The sequence below is a fragment of the Actinomycetospora sp. NBC_00405 genome (assembly GCF_036044095.1).
GTDB lineage: Bacteria > Actinomycetota > Actinomycetes > Mycobacteriales > Pseudonocardiaceae > Actinomycetospora > Actinomycetospora callitridis.
On the sequence record NZ_CP107938.1, the window covers coordinates 2,122,856 to 2,139,208 of the forward strand.

Consider the following 16,353-nt stretch of genomic DNA (forward strand, 5'->3'; position numbering starts at 1 on the left):
GCGCAGCAGCGTGGCTCACGTCGCTCACGTGGCATCGAGCTCGACGTCGACCAGGACGCCCGCCGCGGCATCGTCGACGGCCTTCGGCACGGCCGAGAGGTCACGCGCGGCCAGGGCGACGCGCTCGTCGCGGACCGTCTCGGTGAGCAGGCGCAGGCGGTGGATGCGCCCGGTGGTCGGGAGCCCGTCGAGCGGGTCGACGACGAGGTCGCCGCGCAGCCGCACCGGCCCGGACACGTGCCGCGGGGCGTCCCAGAGCGCGCGGAACCCGTCGCCGGCGAGCTCGGTGGACCAGGCGGTCGACCCCGGCCGTCCGACCGCGGGCACGGCCACCGCGTCGACGACGTCGGACCAGCCGCGCGGCCGGTCGCCGGGCCCGGTGGCGTGCTCGACGAACCGCAGCCGCCAGGTGCGGATCTGGCGGATCGAGGCCAGCGGGCAGGCGCGGGCACGGATCACCGCGGCGGGCAGCAGGATCGGCAACGAGCGCACGCCACCACGATGACCGACGCGGCCGTGATCGGCTCAGCGGTGGAGGTTGGGGCGGCGCGCGAGCTCCACGAAGTCCGGGCGCTCGACCACCTCGACGCCCGCCTCGGCGAGCCGTGCCGCGCCCGAGGGCGTCCCGACGAACAGCGGGGGCTCGCGCCAGGCCATGACGACCCGGCCGACGCCGGCGTCGAGGATGTGCTGGGTGCAGGTCGTCGGGCGCGAGGCGCGCTGACCGCAGGGCTCGAGCGAGGTGTAGATCGTGGCGCCGGGCAGCCGCGGGTCGGCGTGGTCGAGGTCGCGCAGGGCGACCTCCTCGGCGTGGTCGAGGACGTCGTCGCGGCGGCTGTGCCCGGTCGCGAGCACGGTGCCGTCGGCGGCCACCACCACGCAGCCCACCGAGAACGCCGACGCCGACGGCGGGCAGCGCTCGGCCAGCGAGCACGCCTCGGCGAGCCAGCGGGTGTCCGCGTCACCGAAGCGGTAGCGCAGCAGCACGTCCTGCTCCACCGGGCGAGTCTCCACCAGGTGGCCCTGCGCGGGCACACCGGTGAACCGCGGCCCGGCACCGACCAGCCGCGCCGCGATCGCCAGCTGCAGCTCGTCGACGGCGTGGGCGGCGAGGAAGTCGCGGTGCACGCGCGCGCCGCCCTCGATCATGAGGCGCACGACGCCGCGAGCGGCGAGGCGGTCGAGCACCTCGTCGGGCGTGCCGCACAGGACGACGGTGTCGGCGAGGTCGCGGCCCTCGGTCAGCACGCGGGCGCCCGGGTCGACGGGGCGCGACGAGAGCACGACCCGCAGCGGCGACGGCCCCAGCCCGCGCGCGATCCGGTCGGCGCGCCGCTGCGGGGAGCGCACGAGCAGGCGTGGGTCGTCGGCGCGCACGGTGTCGCCGCCGACGAGGATCGCGTCGACACCCGCGCGCTCCGCGTCGACGCGGTCGAGGTCGGCGGGTCCGGAGAGCACGAGCCGCTCGGGGGTGTCGTCGTCGAGGAAGCCGTCGATCGACACCGCGGCGGAGGCGAGCACGTGCGGGAGCCTCATCGGCGTGTCGCGATGTCGACGATGTGGCGATCCTGGCGTCCAGTGCAAGCGAGGACCCTATCGGCGTGCTCGTCCTGACGCTTGCACCGGCAGGTGCTCACGGCAGCGTGAGGATCTCGCTGCCGGTGTCGGTGACGAGGATCGTGTGCTCGAACTGCGCGGTGCGCGACTTGTCCTTGGTCGTCACCGTCCAGCCGTCGTCCCAGACGTCGTAGTCGACGGAGCCGCGGGTGATCATCGGTTCGATCGTGAACGTCATCCCGGGCTCGAGCATCTCGTGGCGGTCCGGGTCGTCGTAGTGGACGACGACGAGTCCCGAGTGGAACGCGCGCCCGATGCCGTGGCCGGTGAAGTCGCGGACCACGCCGTAGCCGAACCGGTTCGCGTACGACTCGATCACCCGGCCGACGACGTTGAGCTCACGCCCCGGCTTGACCGCCTTGATCGCCCGCTTCGTCGCCTCGAGCGTGCGCTCGACGAGCAGGCGGTCCTCCTCGTCGACGTCCCCGGCGAGGAACGTCGCGTTGGTGTCGCCGTGCACGCCGCCGATGTAGGCGGTGACGTCGATGTTGACGATGTCGCCGTCGCTGATCACCGTCGAGTCCGGGATGCCGTGGCAGATGACCTCGTTGATCGAGGTGCAGCACGACTTCGGGAAGCCGCGGTAGCCCAGCGTCGACGGGTAGGCGTCGTGGTCGACGAGGAACTCGTGGACGACGCGGTCGACCTCGTCGGTGGCGACGCCCGGGCGGACGGCCTCGCCGCCGGCCCGCAGGGCCTGCGCACCGATCTTCGAGGCGACCCGCATCGCCTCGATCACCTCGGGCGGCTGCACCCAGGGATCGGTGCTGCGCGTGGGCGCGGGCTTCCCGACGTACTCGGGGCGGGTGATGTGCGGGGGCACCGGGCGCAGCGGGGTCTGCTGCCCGGGCCGCAACGGGGCGCGGACCGGCATACCCCCACCCTAGGCGCCCCGCTCGCGGACCGCCGTCGCGTCGTGTCGTGGACAGATCCGGGCCGGTGTCTCCACCGGTGGAGCAGCACCGAGCCGTCGCCGCCGAGGATGCGGCACACGATGCGGTGAGAACGGCTCGCCACTCCTGGCGACGCTCCGTGAACGAACCCATGGTCGTCGACGGTTCGCGACGACATCGATGCCACCGCCGGAGTCGACGTGCGCGAGCAGGATGCACTCGGGGGGAACGATCGTGACCAGGAAAATGGCCGCCGCCATCGTCTCCACCGTCGCGGCCGGGGCGATCGCCGTCACGGGGGCCACCGCCCGTGCCGGCGACGTCCCCCCACCCCCGGTCGGGACGCCCGGCCTCGCCGCTCCGGCGGGCGCTCCGCGCTGCTCGACCAGCGAGGACGCCGCCACCGACGGGAACGGGGCGCCCGCGGACGCAGGCGTGGAGGCAACGACCCGCCCGGCCGCCGACCCGGGCTGACCGGACCGCACGACACCGCCTCGGCCTCGTCCGCGTCGATCTCGCGGGAGCGGACGTGGCTCCCCCACGCCGGCAGCTCGATCCGGGACGCCGTGCCGATCGGCGATTTCGGGGACACCGTCCCGTGCCTCGACCGGCCCACCGGATCGGGCCCGCCGTCCCTCCGACGAGGCTCAGTGGTGACGGCGTGTCACCGACCGGCCGAGGAGGCGGACGACGCCGCGCCACCCCAGCACCAGTGCGCCGAGCGCGACGGTGGCCACGATCGCGAACGACAGGGGCAGGCGTCCGGTGATCGCGGCGCGCATCGGCAGCCCGATCACGACCGCGCCCGCCCAGACAGCGAGCCCCGCGCGCCAGGCGAGCGGGTCGCGCCACGTGCGGGCGGCCAGGGTCCCCACGACGGCGCCGACGACGAAGGGTGCGGCGGTGAGCAGCGTGCCCGCGAGGTCCTCGGTGTGGCTCGCCCGGCCGATCGCCGCGAAGGCCAGCACCGCCGCAGCGTCGAGCGCGATCCAGGAGGCGTGGCGGGTCGGCGTCGCGGTGGTCACGACCCGAGGTTAATCAGGATCGGGGATCAGAACAGCACGGTGGCGAACGAGCCGACCTGCTCGAACCCGATGCGCTCGTAGGCGCGCCGGGCGGGGGTGTTGAACGCGTTGACGTAGAGGCTCGCGACCCGGCGTGCGCGCACGAGGTGGGCGACGACGGCCGCGGTCCCCGACTGCCCGAGCCCCCGGCCCCGCCACTCGGGGTGCACCCAGACGCCCTGGATCTGCCCGACCCGCGACGACAGGGCTCCGATCTCGGCCTTGAACACGACCTCGCCCTGCTCGAAGCGCACGAACGCGCGTCCGGCGCCGATCAGCTCCGCCACCCGCGCCCGGTAGCCGGCGCCGCCGTCGCCGAGACGCGGGTCGACCCCGACCTCCTCGAGGAACATCGCGATCGCGGCGGGCAGGTAGCGCTCGAGCTCGTCCGGGCGGGTCTGGCGCACCGCGGGGTCGGGCGTCACCGTCGGGGCGACCGCGGTGGCCATCAGCGGCTGGTCGGGACGCACCTCGCGGGCGCTGTCCCAGTGCTCGGAGAGCTCCTCCCACAGCGGGAGCACCAGCTCGCGGCGCCCGACCAGCGACGAGCACGAGCGACGCTGACGACGGGCCCGGTCGGCGAAGTGACGCACCTCCGTGCGGTCGCCGCGCAGGGGCACGAGGTTGGCCCCCGAGAAGCACAGACCGTCGAGCCGGCCGCCGACGCCCCACAGCTCGCCGCCCAGGCGCCACGGCTCGACCCCGACCGTCTCGACGCGCGAGGCGACCATGCAGGTGGCGACGGGATCAGCGTCGAGGGCGCTCCGCACCTTCGACCGGTCCCGGTCGTCGAGCAGCCGCGCACCGGCGGTACGGAGCACCTCCCAAGCGTGCCATGTCCACGGCCTGCAGGGGAGATCGCGTCCCTCCGTCAGACGAGGTCCGGTCGCTCCCAGGGGCGGTGCAGGACGTGGTGGTCGAGGAACGCCCACACCGTGCGGTACCAGAGCTTCGCGTCGCCGGGCTGGAGCACCCAGTGGTTCTCGTCGGGGAAGTACAGGAACTGCGACTCGACCCCGGAGCGCTGCAGGTCGTACCAGAGCCGCAGGCCCTCGGAGATCGGCACGCGGTAGTCCTTGTCGCCGTGGATCACCAGCATCGGCGTGGCGATCGACCGCACGTGGCGGTGGGGCGAGTGGGCGTCGTAGCGCTCGCGCTCGTCGAGCGGGTCGCCCCACTCGCGGCGCCAGTGGAACGAGGCGTCGGTGGTGCCGACGAAACCGTCGAGGTGCCAGATGCTGGCGTGGGTGACGATCGCGGCGAAGCGGTCGGTGTGCCCGGCCATCCAGTTGGCCATGTAGCCGCCGAAGGACCCGCCCATCGCGGCGATGCGCGTGGCGTCGATGTCGTCGCGCGCCACCGCGGCCTCGGTGGCCGTCATGAGGTCGGTGTAGGGCAGCTCGCCCCAGGCCCCGGTGGCGGGGTCGAGGAACTCCTGGCCGTAGCCGGTGGACAGGCGCGGGTCCGGCAGGAGCACCGCCCAGCCGCGGGCGGCCATCAGCCACGGGTTCCAGCGCCACGACCAGGTGTTCCAGCTCGAGAGCGGCCCGCCGTGGATCCAGAGGATCAGCGGAGCCGGGGACGCCGCCGACGCGCCCCCGGGCAGCACCAGCCACGAGCGCAGCGCCGTGCCGTCCGCGGCGGTCGCGTGCACCTCGGTGAGCGTCCCGGGCAGCGGGTCGAGCTCGGTCACCCCCCGCAGTGCCGTGACACCCCCGCCCACCTCCTGGTCGGCGGCCTCGGGGTCGAGGCGCACCGGCGTCGGGGGCGCGTCCACGCCCGAGCGCAGCGCGTAGAGCGCCGAGCCGTCCCGGGCGGCGACGACGTCGGTGTAGGCCCCGGAGCGGGTCAGGCGGGTGACGGTGCCGTCGGTGATCGACACGCGCAGCACCGGCCCGTGGCCGGCCTCGTCGACGACGACGTACACGACGTCGCCGTCCGGGGCCCCGGTGACGCCGCGGACCTGGACGGCCTCCTCGGGCAGGACGTCCCGCTCGCTGCCGTCGACCAGAGACCGCGCCTTCAGCGTGTGCGCCATCCCGCGCCCCGGGCGAGGGTGCCGCTCGCGCACCCACAGCAGCCACCGGCCGTCCGGGGTGATGGTGGGCGCCTCGTGGTCGGCACCCGGCTCGTCGCCGACGACGACCCGCCCCTCCTCGGTGTGCAGCTCCAGACGGCGACGCCACGACGCGGGGTCGGCGGGGTCGGGCACCTCCGCGACCACCGCGACGGTCCGCCCGTCCGGGCTGATCGCGCTCCCGCCGAAGCGGTGGTCGGCGCCGGGGGCGATGTGTTCGGGCTCGCCGTAGCCGGCGTCGGGGTCGGGGTCGGCCGATTCCGGGGGCGCGCACCGCTGCAGGTGCGCGCGGCCGGGGCCGAGGTCGTGGTCCCAGAAGCGGACCGGGAACTGCGTGTGCAGCCGCGCCGCGACGCCCGCGGTCTCGCGCGCCTCGCGCTGCTCGGCCGCTTCCCCCTCCACCGGCTTCGGGGTGACCAGCGCGAGCGTGCCGGCGTCCCGTGCGACGGCGAAGCCGCTGACGCCACCGGGACGATCGGCCACCGGCCGCGCCTCGCCACCCCGGGCGGGCAGGAGCCACAGGGCGGTGCGGTCCTCGGTCGGCTTCTCCGCCGTGGGGTCGGCGCGCCGGGAGGTGAAGAGCAGGTCACCGTCCGGGGTGAACGTCGCCGACGACTCGCCGGTCGACGACCGCGTCAGGCGCCGCGGCGCCCGCTCACCGCCCGGGTCGAGCTCCCACAGCGACGTGCCGTACTTCTTCCCGTCCGCGGAGAGCTCCGAGACGGTGGTCACCAGGCGCGTGCCGTCCGGGGACAGCGCGAGCCCGGCACAGCGGCGGGTGGCGACGAAGGCGTCGAGGTCGTCGAACGTGCTCACGCCCTCATCCGATCACGGGGGCGCGCTCGGCGCCGAGAGTGGACCTAGCCCACCGTGACGGTCGGCGTGTTGCCGGCCTGGCCGCCCGCGAGCTCGTCCTCGCCGGCCTCCTCGGCGAGGCGCAGGGCCTCCTCGATGAGGGTCTCCACGATCTGGGCCTCGGGCACGGTCTTGATGACCTCGCCCTTGACGAAGATCTGGCCCTTGCCGTTGCCCGACGCCACACCGAGGTCGGCGTCGCGGGCCTCGCCCGGGCCGTTGACGACGCAGCCCATGACGGCGACGCGCAGCGGGACCTCCATGCCCTCGAGCCCGGCGGTCACCTCGTCGGCGAGCTTGTAGACGTCGACCTGGGCGCGCCCGCAGGACGGGCAGGAGACGATCTCGAGCTTGCGCGGGCGCAGGTTCATCGACTCGAGGATCGAGAGCCCGACCCGGACCTCCTCGATCGGCGGGGCCGAGAGCGAGACGCGGATGGTGTCGCCGATGCCGCGGCTGAGCAGGGCGCCGAACGCCGTCGCGGACTTGATCGTCCCCTGGAACGTGGGCCCGGCCTCGGTGACGCCGAGGTGCAGCGGGTAGTCGCACTGCTCGGCGAGCAGCTCGTACGCGCGCACCATCGTCACCGGGTCGTGGTGCTTCACCGAGATCTTGATGTCGTGGAAGTCGTGCTCGGCGAAGAGGCTCGCCTCCCACAGCGCCGACTCGACGAGCGCCTCGGGCGTCGCCTTGCCGTACTTCGCCATGACCCCGGGCTCGAGCGAGCCGGCGTTGACGCCGATGCGGATCGGGGTGCCGGCGTCCTTGGCGGCGCGCGCGATCTCGCCGACCTTGTCGTCGAACTTCTTGATGTTGCCCGGGTTCACGCGGACGGCGGCGCAGCCGGCGTCGATCGCGGCGAACACGTACTTCGGCTGGAAGTGGATGTCGGCGATCACCGGGATGTTCGACTTCTTCGCGATCGCCGGCAGCGCCTCGGCGTCGTCGGCCGAGGGCACGGCGACGCGGACGATGTCGCAGCCGGCCGCGGTGAGCTCGGCGATCTGCTGGAGGGTGGCGTTGATGTCGGAGGTCAGCGTGGTGGTCATCGACTGGACCGACACCGGGTGGTCGCTGCCCACACCGACGCCGCCCACGTCGAGCTGGCGGGTCTTGCGCCGGGGCGCGAGCACCGCAGGGGCTTCGGGCAGGCCGAGATCGATGGTCATCTCTCTCCCGTGCTGGAGGACCTGACCCCTCCAGTGTCCTACAGCCCTGAGGCGCCCGCCGGTGGGCCGCGACACGTCGGGAGTGAGCTACAACCCCAGGTCGATCGGGTTGACGATGTCGGCCACGATCACCAGCAGGCCGTAGGCCATGATCACCGCCGCGAACCCGACGCCGATGGGCATCAGGCGGGCGAGGTCGACCGGGCCGGGATCGGGGCGCCCCCGCAGCCGCGCGATCCGCTTCTTGACCGCCTCCCACAGCGCCGGCAGCACGTGCCCGCCGTCGAGCGGCAGGATCGGCAGCAGGTTGAGCAGGCACAGCGACAGGTTCACCGCGGCGAGCAGGTTGAGGAAGATCGAGATCTCGACCGCGACCGGGCGCTCCTGCTCGAGCACCTGGCCGCCCATGACCGAGACACCGACGAGGCTCACCGGGCCGTTGACCTCGCGCTCCTCGCCGAGGAACACCGCCCCGAACAGCGCCGGCACCTTCTCGGGCAGGCGCGCGATCGCGTAGACGGAGCCCTCGAGCATCTCCCCCATGCGCTCGGTGACCTGCCCCACGCTCTGGCGCATCACGGGCTGGATCGGCTCGAGGCCGAGGAACGACGCGGTGATGTAGCGCGGGTCGGCGCCGAGCGGGGTGTCCAGGTCGGGCACCTGGTTCTCGATCAGCGTCGGGTAGAGCGTGAGCTCGGAGCCGTTCCGGTCGACGACCACGGGCACGGTGCCGCGCGCGTCGCGGATGGCGCGCTGCAGGCTCGGCCAGTCCGGGTAGGTCTGGCCTGCGAAGCTCACGATGCGGTCGCCGGGCAGGAAGCCCGCCTGCGCGGCGGGCGTCGGCGGGGCGCCCGGCGGGCAGCCGGGACCGGTCTGCGACGAGGCCGGGACGACGCACTCGCTCACGGCGTTGACCACGGGCTGCGGGGTCGCGACACCGAAGCCCATGAGCACGATCGCGAACAGGACGACCGCCAGGACCAGGTTCATGAACGGCCCGGCGAGCATGACGATGATCCGCTGCCAGGGCTTGCGGGTCCAGAACTGGCGGTCCTCGTCGCCGGGCTCGAAGTCGCGGACCGAGTCGGCGCGGACGTCGTCAACCATGCCCTGGAACGGCCCCGACCGGCGGCTGCGGCCGATGCGCTCGCCGGGGGCGGGCGGGATCATCCCGATCATCCGGATGTAGCCGCCGAGCGGGACCGCCTTGAGGCCGAAGCGGGTCTCGCCCTTCTTCACCGAGAGCACCGTCGGCCCGAACCCGACCATGAACTCTGGCACGCGGATGCCGAACCGCCGGGCCGCCGTGTAGTGGCCGAGCTCGTGCCACGCGATGGAGAGCAGCAGACCCAGCGCGAAGAGCACGATCCCCAGGACGAGCATCACGGGTCAGGACGGTAGACGGCCGGGGATGTGCCCTGCGTGGGCGCCCCGGGTCAGGACGCCGTTCGGGACACCGCTCAGGGCACCGGCACCAGGCGCTCCCGGGCCCGGGCGCGGGCCCAGTCCTCCGCGGCGAGGACGTCGTCGACGGTGCCCGGGTCGGCCACCCACTCCCCCGCGTCGTCGAGGACCGCGGCGAGCGTCTCGTCGATGCCGGTCCAGGCGCAGCGACCGGCGAGGAAGGCGGCGACGGCCTCCTCGTTCGCGGCGTTGTAGACCGCGGGCAGGCATCCCCCGGCGCGGCCCGCGGCGCGGGCGAGGTCGAGGGCGGGGAACGCGTGGGCGTCGACCGGCTCGAAGGTCCAGCTCGTCGGGTCGGCGAACGTCTCGGGCCGGCTCGCGCCGGCGAGGCGCTCGGGCCAGGCGAGCGCGAGCGCGATCGGCATGTGCATGTCGGGCGGGCTGACCTGGGCGATCGTCGCGCCGTCCACGAAGGTGACCATCGAGTGGATCATCGACTGCGGGTGGACGACGACGTCGATGCGCTCGTAGGGCACGCCGAACAGCAGGTGGGCCTCGATCAGCTCGAGCCCCTTGTTGACCAGGGTCGACGAGTTCAGCGTCACCACCGGCCCCATGGCCCACGTGGGGTGGGCCAGTGCCTGGTCGACGGTGACGCCGGCGAGCTCGCTGCGGGGTCGTCCGCGGAACGGGCCGCCGGAGGCCGTGAGCACGAGCCGCCCGACCTCCTCGGCGCGGCCTCCCCGCAGGCACTGCGCGAGCGCGGAGTGCTCGGAGTCCACCGGGACGAGCTGTCCGGGGATCGCCGTGCGCGTCACCAGCGGCCCGCCGGCCACCAGCGACTCCTTGTTCGCCAGCGCGAGTGTCGAGCCCACGGCGAGCGCGGCGAGCGTCGGAGCGAGGCCGCGCGAGCCGTCCATGGCGTTGAGGACGACGTCGGCACCCGAGCCCGCCAGGTCGGCCGCCGCCTCCGGGCCGGCGAGGACGTCGGCACCCGTCCGCTCCCGCAGATCCGGCGCGGCCGCCGGGTCGGCGACGGCCAGCGTCGGCACCCCGAACTCGGCGGCCTGCTGGGCGAGGAGGTCGGGGCGGCCGCCGCCGGCGGCCAGCCCGGCGACGACGAAGCGCTCGGGGTGGGCCCGCACGATGTCGAGGGCCTGGGTGCCGATCGATCCGGTGGAGCCCAGGAGGACGAGCCGGCGAGGCTCGGAGGTGGACCCGGACGGTGTGCTCATCGCGGCTCATCATCACGGGCGCGGGCCCGGGACGGTAGGTTGGGCGCGCCCGCACGAGCGAGACGACAGGAGTGCCCCGTGGCCTCGAACAGCCCTGCCAAGCAGGAGCGCGGCGGCGGAGTCGCGCACCACGACCACGAGGCCGTGGTGGTCAACGGTGTGTCCTCGGACGACGAGCCCTCGGTGGAGTGGGGCTGGCACGCGCACTACCCGAAGCTGGCCCGCTTCGCGGGCTTCCTGGTGGCGGCGATCATGCTGATCATGCTCTGGGGCAACCACGTGGGCGCCCAGGAGGACATCTGGCTGGTCGTCCTCGCGATCGGCTTCTTCGCGCTGTCGCTCGGCTCGATCATCCGTGCCCGGACGTCCTGGCGTCGGTGACCGCTCCGCCGGCGCCGCCCGAGCAGCGCCGGGAGCCGTCGGCCCTGCGGCGTGACTGCTCGACGGCCTGGCCGACCGCAGCGCCCAGTACTCCGGGCCCCACGCGAAGCCGCGGGAGACGCCCCACGGGAAGCCGTGGTGGCGCGTCACGCGCCTCACGGGCGTCGACTACCGCGGTCCACGTGGGCTGATGGGGCTCCGCCCCACGTGAGTGATTCGGGTCGCCGGAGCGACCCAAATCACTCACGTGGGCGAAGCCCATCAGGCGGGTGACGCGGGGACGGCGGCCTGGACCTCCTTGGCGGCCTTGCGGGCGGCGACGAGGACGGCGTCCCAGACCGGCGAGAACGGCGGGGCGTAGGAGAGGTCCATGAACGTCATCTCCTCGACGGTCATGCCGTTCCAGATCACCGTGGCGAAGACGTCGATGCGCTTCCCCGAGCCCTGGCGGCCCACGATCTGGGCACCCAGGAGCCGGCCGGTGCGCTGCTCGGCGAGCACCTTGACCGTCATCATCTCGGCGCCCGGCCAGTACCCGGCCGTCGTCGTCGACTCGACGGTGGCGGTGACGTAGCCGAAGCCCGCCGCGGTCGCCTCGGACTCGGTCAGACCCGTCCGCCCGATCTCGAGGTCGCACACCTTGCTGATCGCCGTGCCGATGACGCCGGGGAAGGCGCCGTACCCGCCGGAGATGTTGGTGCCGATGATCCGGCCGTGCTTGTTGGCGTGGGTGCCGAGCGCGATGTGCACGGGCTTCCCGGACAGCTTGTGGTGCACCTCGACGCAGTCGCCACCGGCCCACACGCCGGGCGCGGCCTGCATGCGTACGTCGGTGGCGATGCCGCCGGTCGCACCGATCGTCAGCCCGGCGTCGGCGGCCAGCTGCGCGTTCGGCTTCACGCCCAGACCCATGATCACGATGTCGGCGGGCAGCACCGTGTCGCCGGCGCGCACCGCGCGGACACGCCCGTCCTCGCCCACGTCGAAGCCGTCGGCGGAGGTCCCGGAGAGGACAGTCATCCCCATGCCCTCCATGGCTTCGCGGATCAGCGCGCCCATGTCCGCGTCGACCTGGGTGAACGGTTCCGGGGCGTGCTCGACGACCGTCACCTCGAGGCCCCGCACGACCATCGCCTCGGCCATCTCGACGCCGATGTAGCCCGCGCCCACGACGACGGCCCGCCGGCGGTCCCCGTCGACCAGGTCCTTGACGATCTCCTCGCCCTGCTCGAGCGTCTGCACGCCGAAGATGCCCAGCGCGTCGGAGCCCTCCAGGGGCGGCACGGTCGGCACCGCGCCGGTGGCGATGACCAGCTCGTCGTACCCGAGCTCGTAGGTGTCGCCGTCGTCGACGCCGCGCACGCTCACCGACCGCTTCTCGACGTCGATCGCCGTCGCCTCGGTACGCATCCGCACGTCGATCCCGGCCTCGCGGTGCTGCTCGGGCGAGCGGGCGATGAGCTGGTCGCCGTCGGGCACGTGCCCGGAGATCCAGTACGGGATGCCGCACGCCGAGTACGACGTGTAGTGACCCCGCTCGAGCACGACGACCTCGAGGGCGCCGTCCTCGGCGTGGCGCAGCGCCGTCGACGCCGCCGACATGCCGGTGGCGTCCCCGCCGATCACCACGATGCGCTTGGTCATGAGCCTCCGTCCGCTCCGGGAGTATCGTGCCGCCGTGACCGAGGCCGCGGAGATCGAGGTCGACGGACGGACCGTGCGCCTGTCCAACCCCGAGAGGGTGTACTTCTCGGCGCGCGGAGAAACCAAACTCGATCTCGCCCGGTACTACCTCTCCGTCTCCGACGGCATCGTCCGGGCGCTGCGGGAACGGCCCTGCATGATGCACCGCTTCCCCACCGGCACCGACGGCGAGAAGGTGCACCAGAAGCGCCTCCCCAAGGGCGCCCCGGACTGGGTGCGCACCGTGCGCGTGCACTTCCCTCGCTACAACCGCACCGCCGACGAGCTGTGCGTCACCAGCCCCGCCGACGTGATCTGGGCCGTGCAGATGTCGACCGTGGAGTTCCACCCGTGGAACAGCCGCGCGGCCGACGTCGAGACCCCCGACGAGTGGCGCATCGACCTCGACCCCATGCCCGACGTCGAGTTCCCCACCGTGCGTCGGGTGGCCGCGGTCGCCCGGGAGGTGCTCGACGACCTCGGCGCCGTCGGGTTCCCCAAGACCTCCGGCGGCAAGGGCCTGCACATCTACGTGCGCATCCGCCCCGAGCACTCGTTCACCGAGGTGCGCCGGGCGGCGCTCGCGTTCGCCCGCGAGGTCGAGCGCCGCGCCCCGGACCTGGTCACCACCGCGTGGTGGCGCAAGGACCGCGAGCCCGGGACGGTCTTCCTCGACTGGAACCAGAACACCCGCGACCACACGATCGCCTCGGCCTACTCGGTGCGCGGGACGCCGGAGGCGCGGGTGTCGGCGCCGCTGCGCTGGGACGAGGTCCCCGACGCCGAGCCGGGCGACTTCACGATCGCGACGATGCCCGGCCGCTACGCCGAGGTCGGCGACCTGACGGCCGGCATCGACGAGTCGGTGTTCGACCTGCGCGCCCTGCTCGAGTGGGCCGAGCGCGACGAGGGCGTGCCCGACGAGCCGCCCGAGGTCTGACCGACTCCGGCGTTCAGCCCCGCGTGAGGTCCCCGGTCGCGACGACCTGGTCGCCGGCGAGGGTCTCGTAGGTGAAGCGGTCCGGCCCGGCCTCGGTGGCGCGCACGACGCCCTCCGAGCACGGGCCCGCGATCGGGCGGGCCGCCATCTCGGTGGCGCCCTGCACGCCGTTGAGGACCAGGTCGAACCGGCAGTCGAAGACCGAGAACGACATCTCCCCCACGCGCTCGCCGACCGCCCCCGACGTCAGGTCGACGCGGACCCCGAAGTCGCGTCCCGAGGCGGGCTCGTTCTGGGTGCCGTTCCACGTCCCGACGAGGCCGTCGGGCAGCCGGGCGGCGGCCGGGCCGGGAGGGGCGGCCTGGCCGGGCAGGTAGTCCCGGGCGAGCAGGTAGCCCGTGCCGCCGAGCACGAGCAGCCCCAGCAGCACCGTGGCCACCAGCCACAGCCGGGGGCGCCGGGACGGCGGCGAGGACGGAGGCGGCGCAGGCGTCCCCGAGGCAGTCCCCGGGGCCGTGCCGGGCGTCGTTCCAGGCTTCGTTCCGGGCTTCGTGCCGGGCTTCGTGCCGGGCTTCGTGCTCTGCTTCGTGCCCGCGAGGGCCGGGCGCGCGAACTCGTCGGTCGAGTCCGACCGGCCGGGCGCGGCCGTCGGCCCGGCCACCCCACCGGAACCGCCCGCCCCCGGGATCGTGGGGGAGCTCGCCGACCCCGGGGCCGCCGCGCCGGCACCCGAGACCGCCGCCCGCGCGGCGGCGGCGAGCTCGCCCGCGCGCTGGTAGCGCTGGTCGGGGTCCTTGGCCATCGCGATGGCGACGACCTCGTCGAGCGCCTGCGGCAGCCCGGCCCGCAGGCTGCCGGGCCGGGGCGCCGGCTCGTGGACGTGGGCGTGCATCAGCTGGTGGATGCTCCCGGACGGGAAGGGCTGCTTGCCCACCAGCGTCTCGTGCAGCACGCAGCCCAGGGCGTAGACGTCGACGCGGTGGTCGCCGCCCGCCCCGGGCATGAACCGTTCGGGCGCCATGTAGGCGGCGGTGCCGATCAGCGTGCTCTGCGCGGTGAGGCGGGAGTCGCGCAGGCTCGCCGCGATCCCGAAGTCGATGAGGTAGGCGAACTCGGGCCCCGAGCCCTCCGTCTGCGCCAGCAGGATGTTCGAGGGCTTGACGTCGCGGTGGATCAGCGCGGCGCGGTGGGCGGCATCGAGCGCCGCTGCGACCTGCTCGACGACCGCGACCGCCCGCTGCGGGTCGAGCGGCCCGGAGGAGGCGATCGCGCCACTGAGGTCGATGCCCTCGACGAGGCGCATGTCCAGGTAGAGCTGCCCGTCGATCTCGCCGTAGTCGTGGATCGGGATGACGTGGGGCTCGTGCAGCCGGGCGGTCATCTCGGCCTCGCGCCGGAAGCGCGTGGCGAACCCCTCGTCGCCGCTGTGGGCGACGGAGAGACGCTTGAGCGCGACCGTGCGCTCCTTGCGCAGGTCGGTGGCCCGGTGGACCTCGCCCATGGACCCGCGCCCGATCATCCCCTCGATCCGGTACGGGCCGAAGCGTTCGCTCGCCACGTTCCCCCTCAGTCCCCCTCCGTGCCCCTCGAAGCCCTCGAAGCCCTCGAAAGGCCTGGAGGGCGAATCCTATTTGGCCTCCGGAGCCTCGGTGAAGGTGCCGAGGACGAGGTCCCGCAGCCACCGCAGCCCGGGCTCGTGGCGGTCCCGGCGCCGCCAGCACACGTCGACGGTGAAGGTGACCTCGGGCAGGGGCAGCGGCGCCACACACGACGCAGCGCTCGGCCTCGACACGAACACCGAGATGGCCCGCGTGCCGCCACCGGACCTGGTCGACTTCGTCGCGCGTCACGCCCACCCCGACGCGGAGGCCGACCTGCTCAGCTGCACCGCGCTGCGCTCGGCGGCACCATCGAGGTGCTCGAGCACCTCACCGGCCGGGCGGGGGTCGGCGACGTCGTCCCGCGCTTCGGCCGGCTGCTGACGGCCGAGGAGCGGGCCGCCCAGGAGCGGGTCACCTAGATGTACTGACCGGACAGGTTGGTCAAGCGGGTGATCGGGGCTTGCCTGTCGATGGCGCTGTGGGGCCGGTGGTGGTTGTACTCGTGTAGCCAGCCGGGTAGGGCCTTCCGTCGCTGGGTTTCGCTGAGATAGAGGCGTCGGAAGGCCCAGCCGGCGGTCATGGTGCGGTGGAAGCGTTCGATCTTCCCGTTGGTCTGTGGCCGGTAGGGCCGGGTCCGCTTCGGAGTGATCCCGAGTTCGCGGCAGGCGTCGCGCCAGGCGTACGACTTGTAGGCCGAGCCGTTGTCGGACAGGACCCGCTCGACGACCACGCCGCGGGCGGCGAACCAGGCCACCGCCCGATCCAGCACCCCGATGGCGGTCAGGGCCTTCTCGTCGTCGTGGATCTCGGCGTAGGCCACCCGGGAGTGGTCATCGAGCACGGTGTGCACGAACCCGGTGCCCATCATCGGGTTGTGGTGACGGTTGCGGGGCTTGCCCGGGGTCGCCGCCCGGTTCTTGTTGCCGGCCTGGCGACCGTGGAAGCGCCATCCACCCTGGTCGGGGATGTTGCCGAGCTTCTTCACATCGACGTGGATCAGTGAGCCGGGGTGGGGGTGCTCGTAGCGGCGTACCGGTTCTCCGGTGGCCCGGTCGACCTGGTTGAGCCGGCTGATCCCGCAGCGGCGCAGCACCAGGTGCACCGTGGAGGCCGCCAGCCCGAGCCGGGCGGCGATCTCGAGCTGCCCGAGGCGCTGCTTCCAGCGCAGGTGCACGATCTTGCGCACCACCGGCTGCGGGGTCAGCCGCGGCATCCGATGCGGGCGCGAAGACCGGTCGGCCATGCCGGGCGCACCGAGCTCGAGGTAGCGATCCCGCCAGCGCTTCGCGGTCGGCCAGGACACCTGGAACCGCTCGGCGGCCCTCGCGATCGGCCAGCCGTCCTCGACGATCAGACGCGCCAGCTTCAATCGAGCTCGCGGAGTCAGCGCAGCGTTAGCGTGGGTCACGGAGGACCTCCCGGTGGTGAGCGGAT

The 16,353-nt window shown here is 73.7% G+C and carries 16 protein-coding genes; 3 read left to right on the forward strand and 13 right to left on the reverse strand.

Features of this window, described 5'->3' with window-relative positions:
• Window positions 1-24: 24 nt before the first annotated feature.
• The 3 genes from OG774_RS10490 to map form a co-directional block, all read right to left on the reverse strand.
• Entirely contained in the window at window positions 25-492 is a 468-nt protein-coding gene (locus tag OG774_RS10490; protein ID WP_328309170.1) for a hypothetical protein, read from the reverse strand.
• Window positions 493-525: 33 nt separating this feature from the next.
• Window positions 526-1,536 carry a dihydrofolate reductase family protein gene (locus tag OG774_RS10495; RefSeq protein ID WP_328309172.1) on the reverse strand — a complete coding sequence of 337 codons (1,011 nt, stop codon included), beginning with the start codon at window positions 1,534-1,536 and terminating at the stop codon, window positions 526-528.
• Window positions 1,537-1,633: 97 nt separating this feature from the next.
• On the reverse strand, window positions 1,634-2,491 hold the full coding sequence (gene map / locus OG774_RS10500; RefSeq protein WP_328309174.1) for a type I methionyl aminopeptidase: 858 nt from the start codon (window positions 2,489-2,491) through the stop codon (window positions 1,634-1,636).
• Between the two features lie 265 nt (window positions 2,492-2,756).
• Here map and OG774_RS10505 point away from each other — a divergent pair, with 265 nt between their 5' ends.
• Window positions 2,757-2,984 (forward strand): hypothetical protein, encoded by a 228-nt coding sequence (locus OG774_RS10505; protein ID WP_328309176.1) that lies wholly within the window; start codon window positions 2,757-2,759, stop codon window positions 2,982-2,984.
• Between the two features lie 173 nt (window positions 2,985-3,157).
• Here the strand turns inward: OG774_RS10505 and OG774_RS10510 are convergent, their stop codons facing one another.
• The 6 genes from OG774_RS10510 to dxr form a co-directional block, all read right to left on the reverse strand.
• Window positions 3,158-3,535, reverse strand: a complete 378-nt coding sequence (locus tag OG774_RS10510) for a DUF3054 domain-containing protein (RefSeq protein ID WP_328309178.1) — start codon at window positions 3,533-3,535, stop codon at window positions 3,158-3,160.
• A 26-nt stretch (window positions 3,536-3,561) separates the two neighbouring features.
• Window positions 3,562-4,395 carry a GNAT family N-acetyltransferase gene (locus tag OG774_RS10515; RefSeq protein WP_328309180.1) on the reverse strand — a complete coding sequence of 278 codons (834 nt, stop codon included), beginning with the start codon at window positions 4,393-4,395 and terminating at the stop codon, window positions 3,562-3,564.
• A gap of 50 nt (window positions 4,396-4,445) precedes the next feature.
• Entirely contained in the window at window positions 4,446-6,467 is a 2,022-nt protein-coding gene (locus OG774_RS10520; protein WP_328309181.1) for a S9 family peptidase, read from the reverse strand.
• Window positions 6,468-6,511: 44 nt separating this feature from the next.
• Entirely contained in the window at window positions 6,512-7,675 is a 1,164-nt protein-coding gene (ispG, locus tag OG774_RS10525) for a flavodoxin-dependent (E)-4-hydroxy-3-methylbut-2-enyl-diphosphate synthase (protein WP_328309183.1), read from the reverse strand.
• Window positions 7,676-7,762: 87 nt separating this feature from the next.
• Entirely contained in the window at window positions 7,763-9,058 is a 1,296-nt protein-coding gene (locus OG774_RS10530) for a M50 family metallopeptidase (protein WP_328310894.1), read from the reverse strand.
• Between the two features lie 77 nt (window positions 9,059-9,135).
• On the reverse strand, window positions 9,136-10,314 hold the full coding sequence (gene dxr, locus OG774_RS10535) for a 1-deoxy-D-xylulose-5-phosphate reductoisomerase (protein WP_328309185.1): 1,179 nt from the start codon (window positions 10,312-10,314) through the stop codon (window positions 9,136-9,138).
• Window positions 10,315-10,392: 78 nt separating this feature from the next.
• On the opposite strand from dxr, the gene OG774_RS10540 reads away from it, so the two are divergent.
• Window positions 10,393-10,695 (forward strand): DUF2631 domain-containing protein, encoded by a 303-nt coding sequence (locus OG774_RS10540; protein WP_274193425.1) that lies wholly within the window; start codon window positions 10,393-10,395, stop codon window positions 10,693-10,695.
• A 261-nt stretch (window positions 10,696-10,956) separates the two neighbouring features.
• On the opposite strand, the gene OG774_RS10545 is transcribed toward OG774_RS10540, so the two are convergent.
• Window positions 10,957-12,339 carry an FAD-dependent oxidoreductase gene (locus OG774_RS10545; RefSeq protein WP_328309188.1) on the reverse strand — a complete coding sequence of 461 codons (1,383 nt, stop codon included), beginning with the start codon at window positions 12,337-12,339 and terminating at the stop codon, window positions 10,957-10,959.
• Here OG774_RS10545 and ligD point away from each other — a divergent pair.
• Window positions 12,338-13,318, forward strand: coding sequence for a non-homologous end-joining DNA ligase (gene ligD, locus OG774_RS10550; protein WP_328309190.1), 981 nt, complete (start codon window positions 12,338-12,340; stop codon window positions 13,316-13,318). The genes OG774_RS10545 and ligD overlap by 2 nt on opposite strands.
• A gap of 13 nt (window positions 13,319-13,331) precedes the next feature.
• On the opposite strand, the gene OG774_RS10555 is transcribed toward ligD, so the two are convergent.
• The 3 genes from OG774_RS10555 to OG774_RS10565 all read right to left on the reverse strand — a co-directional run bounded on the left by OG774_RS10555 (window position 13,332) and on the right by OG774_RS10565 (window position 16,327).
• Complete coding sequence (locus tag OG774_RS10555) at window positions 13,332-14,876, reverse strand: serine/threonine-protein kinase (protein WP_328309192.1); 1,545 nt, start codon at window positions 14,874-14,876, stop codon at window positions 13,332-13,334.
• Window positions 14,877-14,945: 69 nt separating this feature from the next.
• The gene (locus OG774_RS10560) at window positions 14,946-15,083 is read right to left on the reverse strand and encodes a hypothetical protein (protein ID WP_328309194.1); all 138 of its coding nucleotides are present in this window, start codon (window positions 15,081-15,083) and stop codon (window positions 14,946-14,948) included.
• A gap of 251 nt (window positions 15,084-15,334) precedes the next feature.
• Complete coding sequence (locus OG774_RS10565) at window positions 15,335-16,327, reverse strand: IS481 family transposase (RefSeq protein WP_328303493.1); 993 nt, start codon at window positions 16,325-16,327, stop codon at window positions 15,335-15,337.
• Window positions 16,328-16,353: the final 26 nt, after the last annotated feature.

Coding starts and splice junctions, on each gene's coding strand:
- OG774_RS10495 (WP_328309172.1), bottom strand. CDS start 1,536: ATGAGGCTCCCGCACGTGCTCGCCTCCGCCGCGGTGTCGATCGACGGC.
- dxr (WP_328309185.1), bottom strand. CDS start 10,314: ATGAGCACACCGTCCGGGTCCACCTCCGAGCCTCGCCGGCTCGTCCTC.
- ligD (WP_328309190.1), top strand. CDS start 12,338: ATGAGCCTCCGTCCGCTCCGGGAGTATCGTGCCGCCGTGACCGAGGCC.
- OG774_RS10505 (WP_328309176.1), top strand. CDS start 2,757: ATGGCCGCCGCCATCGTCTCCACCGTCGCGGCCGGGGCGATCGCCGTC.
- ispG (WP_328309183.1), bottom strand. CDS start 7,675: ATGACCATCGATCTCGGCCTGCCCGAAGCCCCTGCGGTGCTCGCGCCC.
- OG774_RS10530 (WP_328310894.1), bottom strand. CDS start 9,058: ATGCTCGTCCTGGGGATCGTGCTCTTCGCGCTGGGTCTGCTGCTCTCC.
- map (WP_328309174.1), bottom strand. CDS start 2,491: ATGCCGGTCCGCGCCCCGTTGCGGCCCGGGCAGCAGACCCCGCTGCGC.
- OG774_RS10545 (WP_328309188.1), bottom strand. CDS start 12,339: ATGACCAAGCGCATCGTGGTGATCGGCGGGGACGCCACCGGCATGTCG.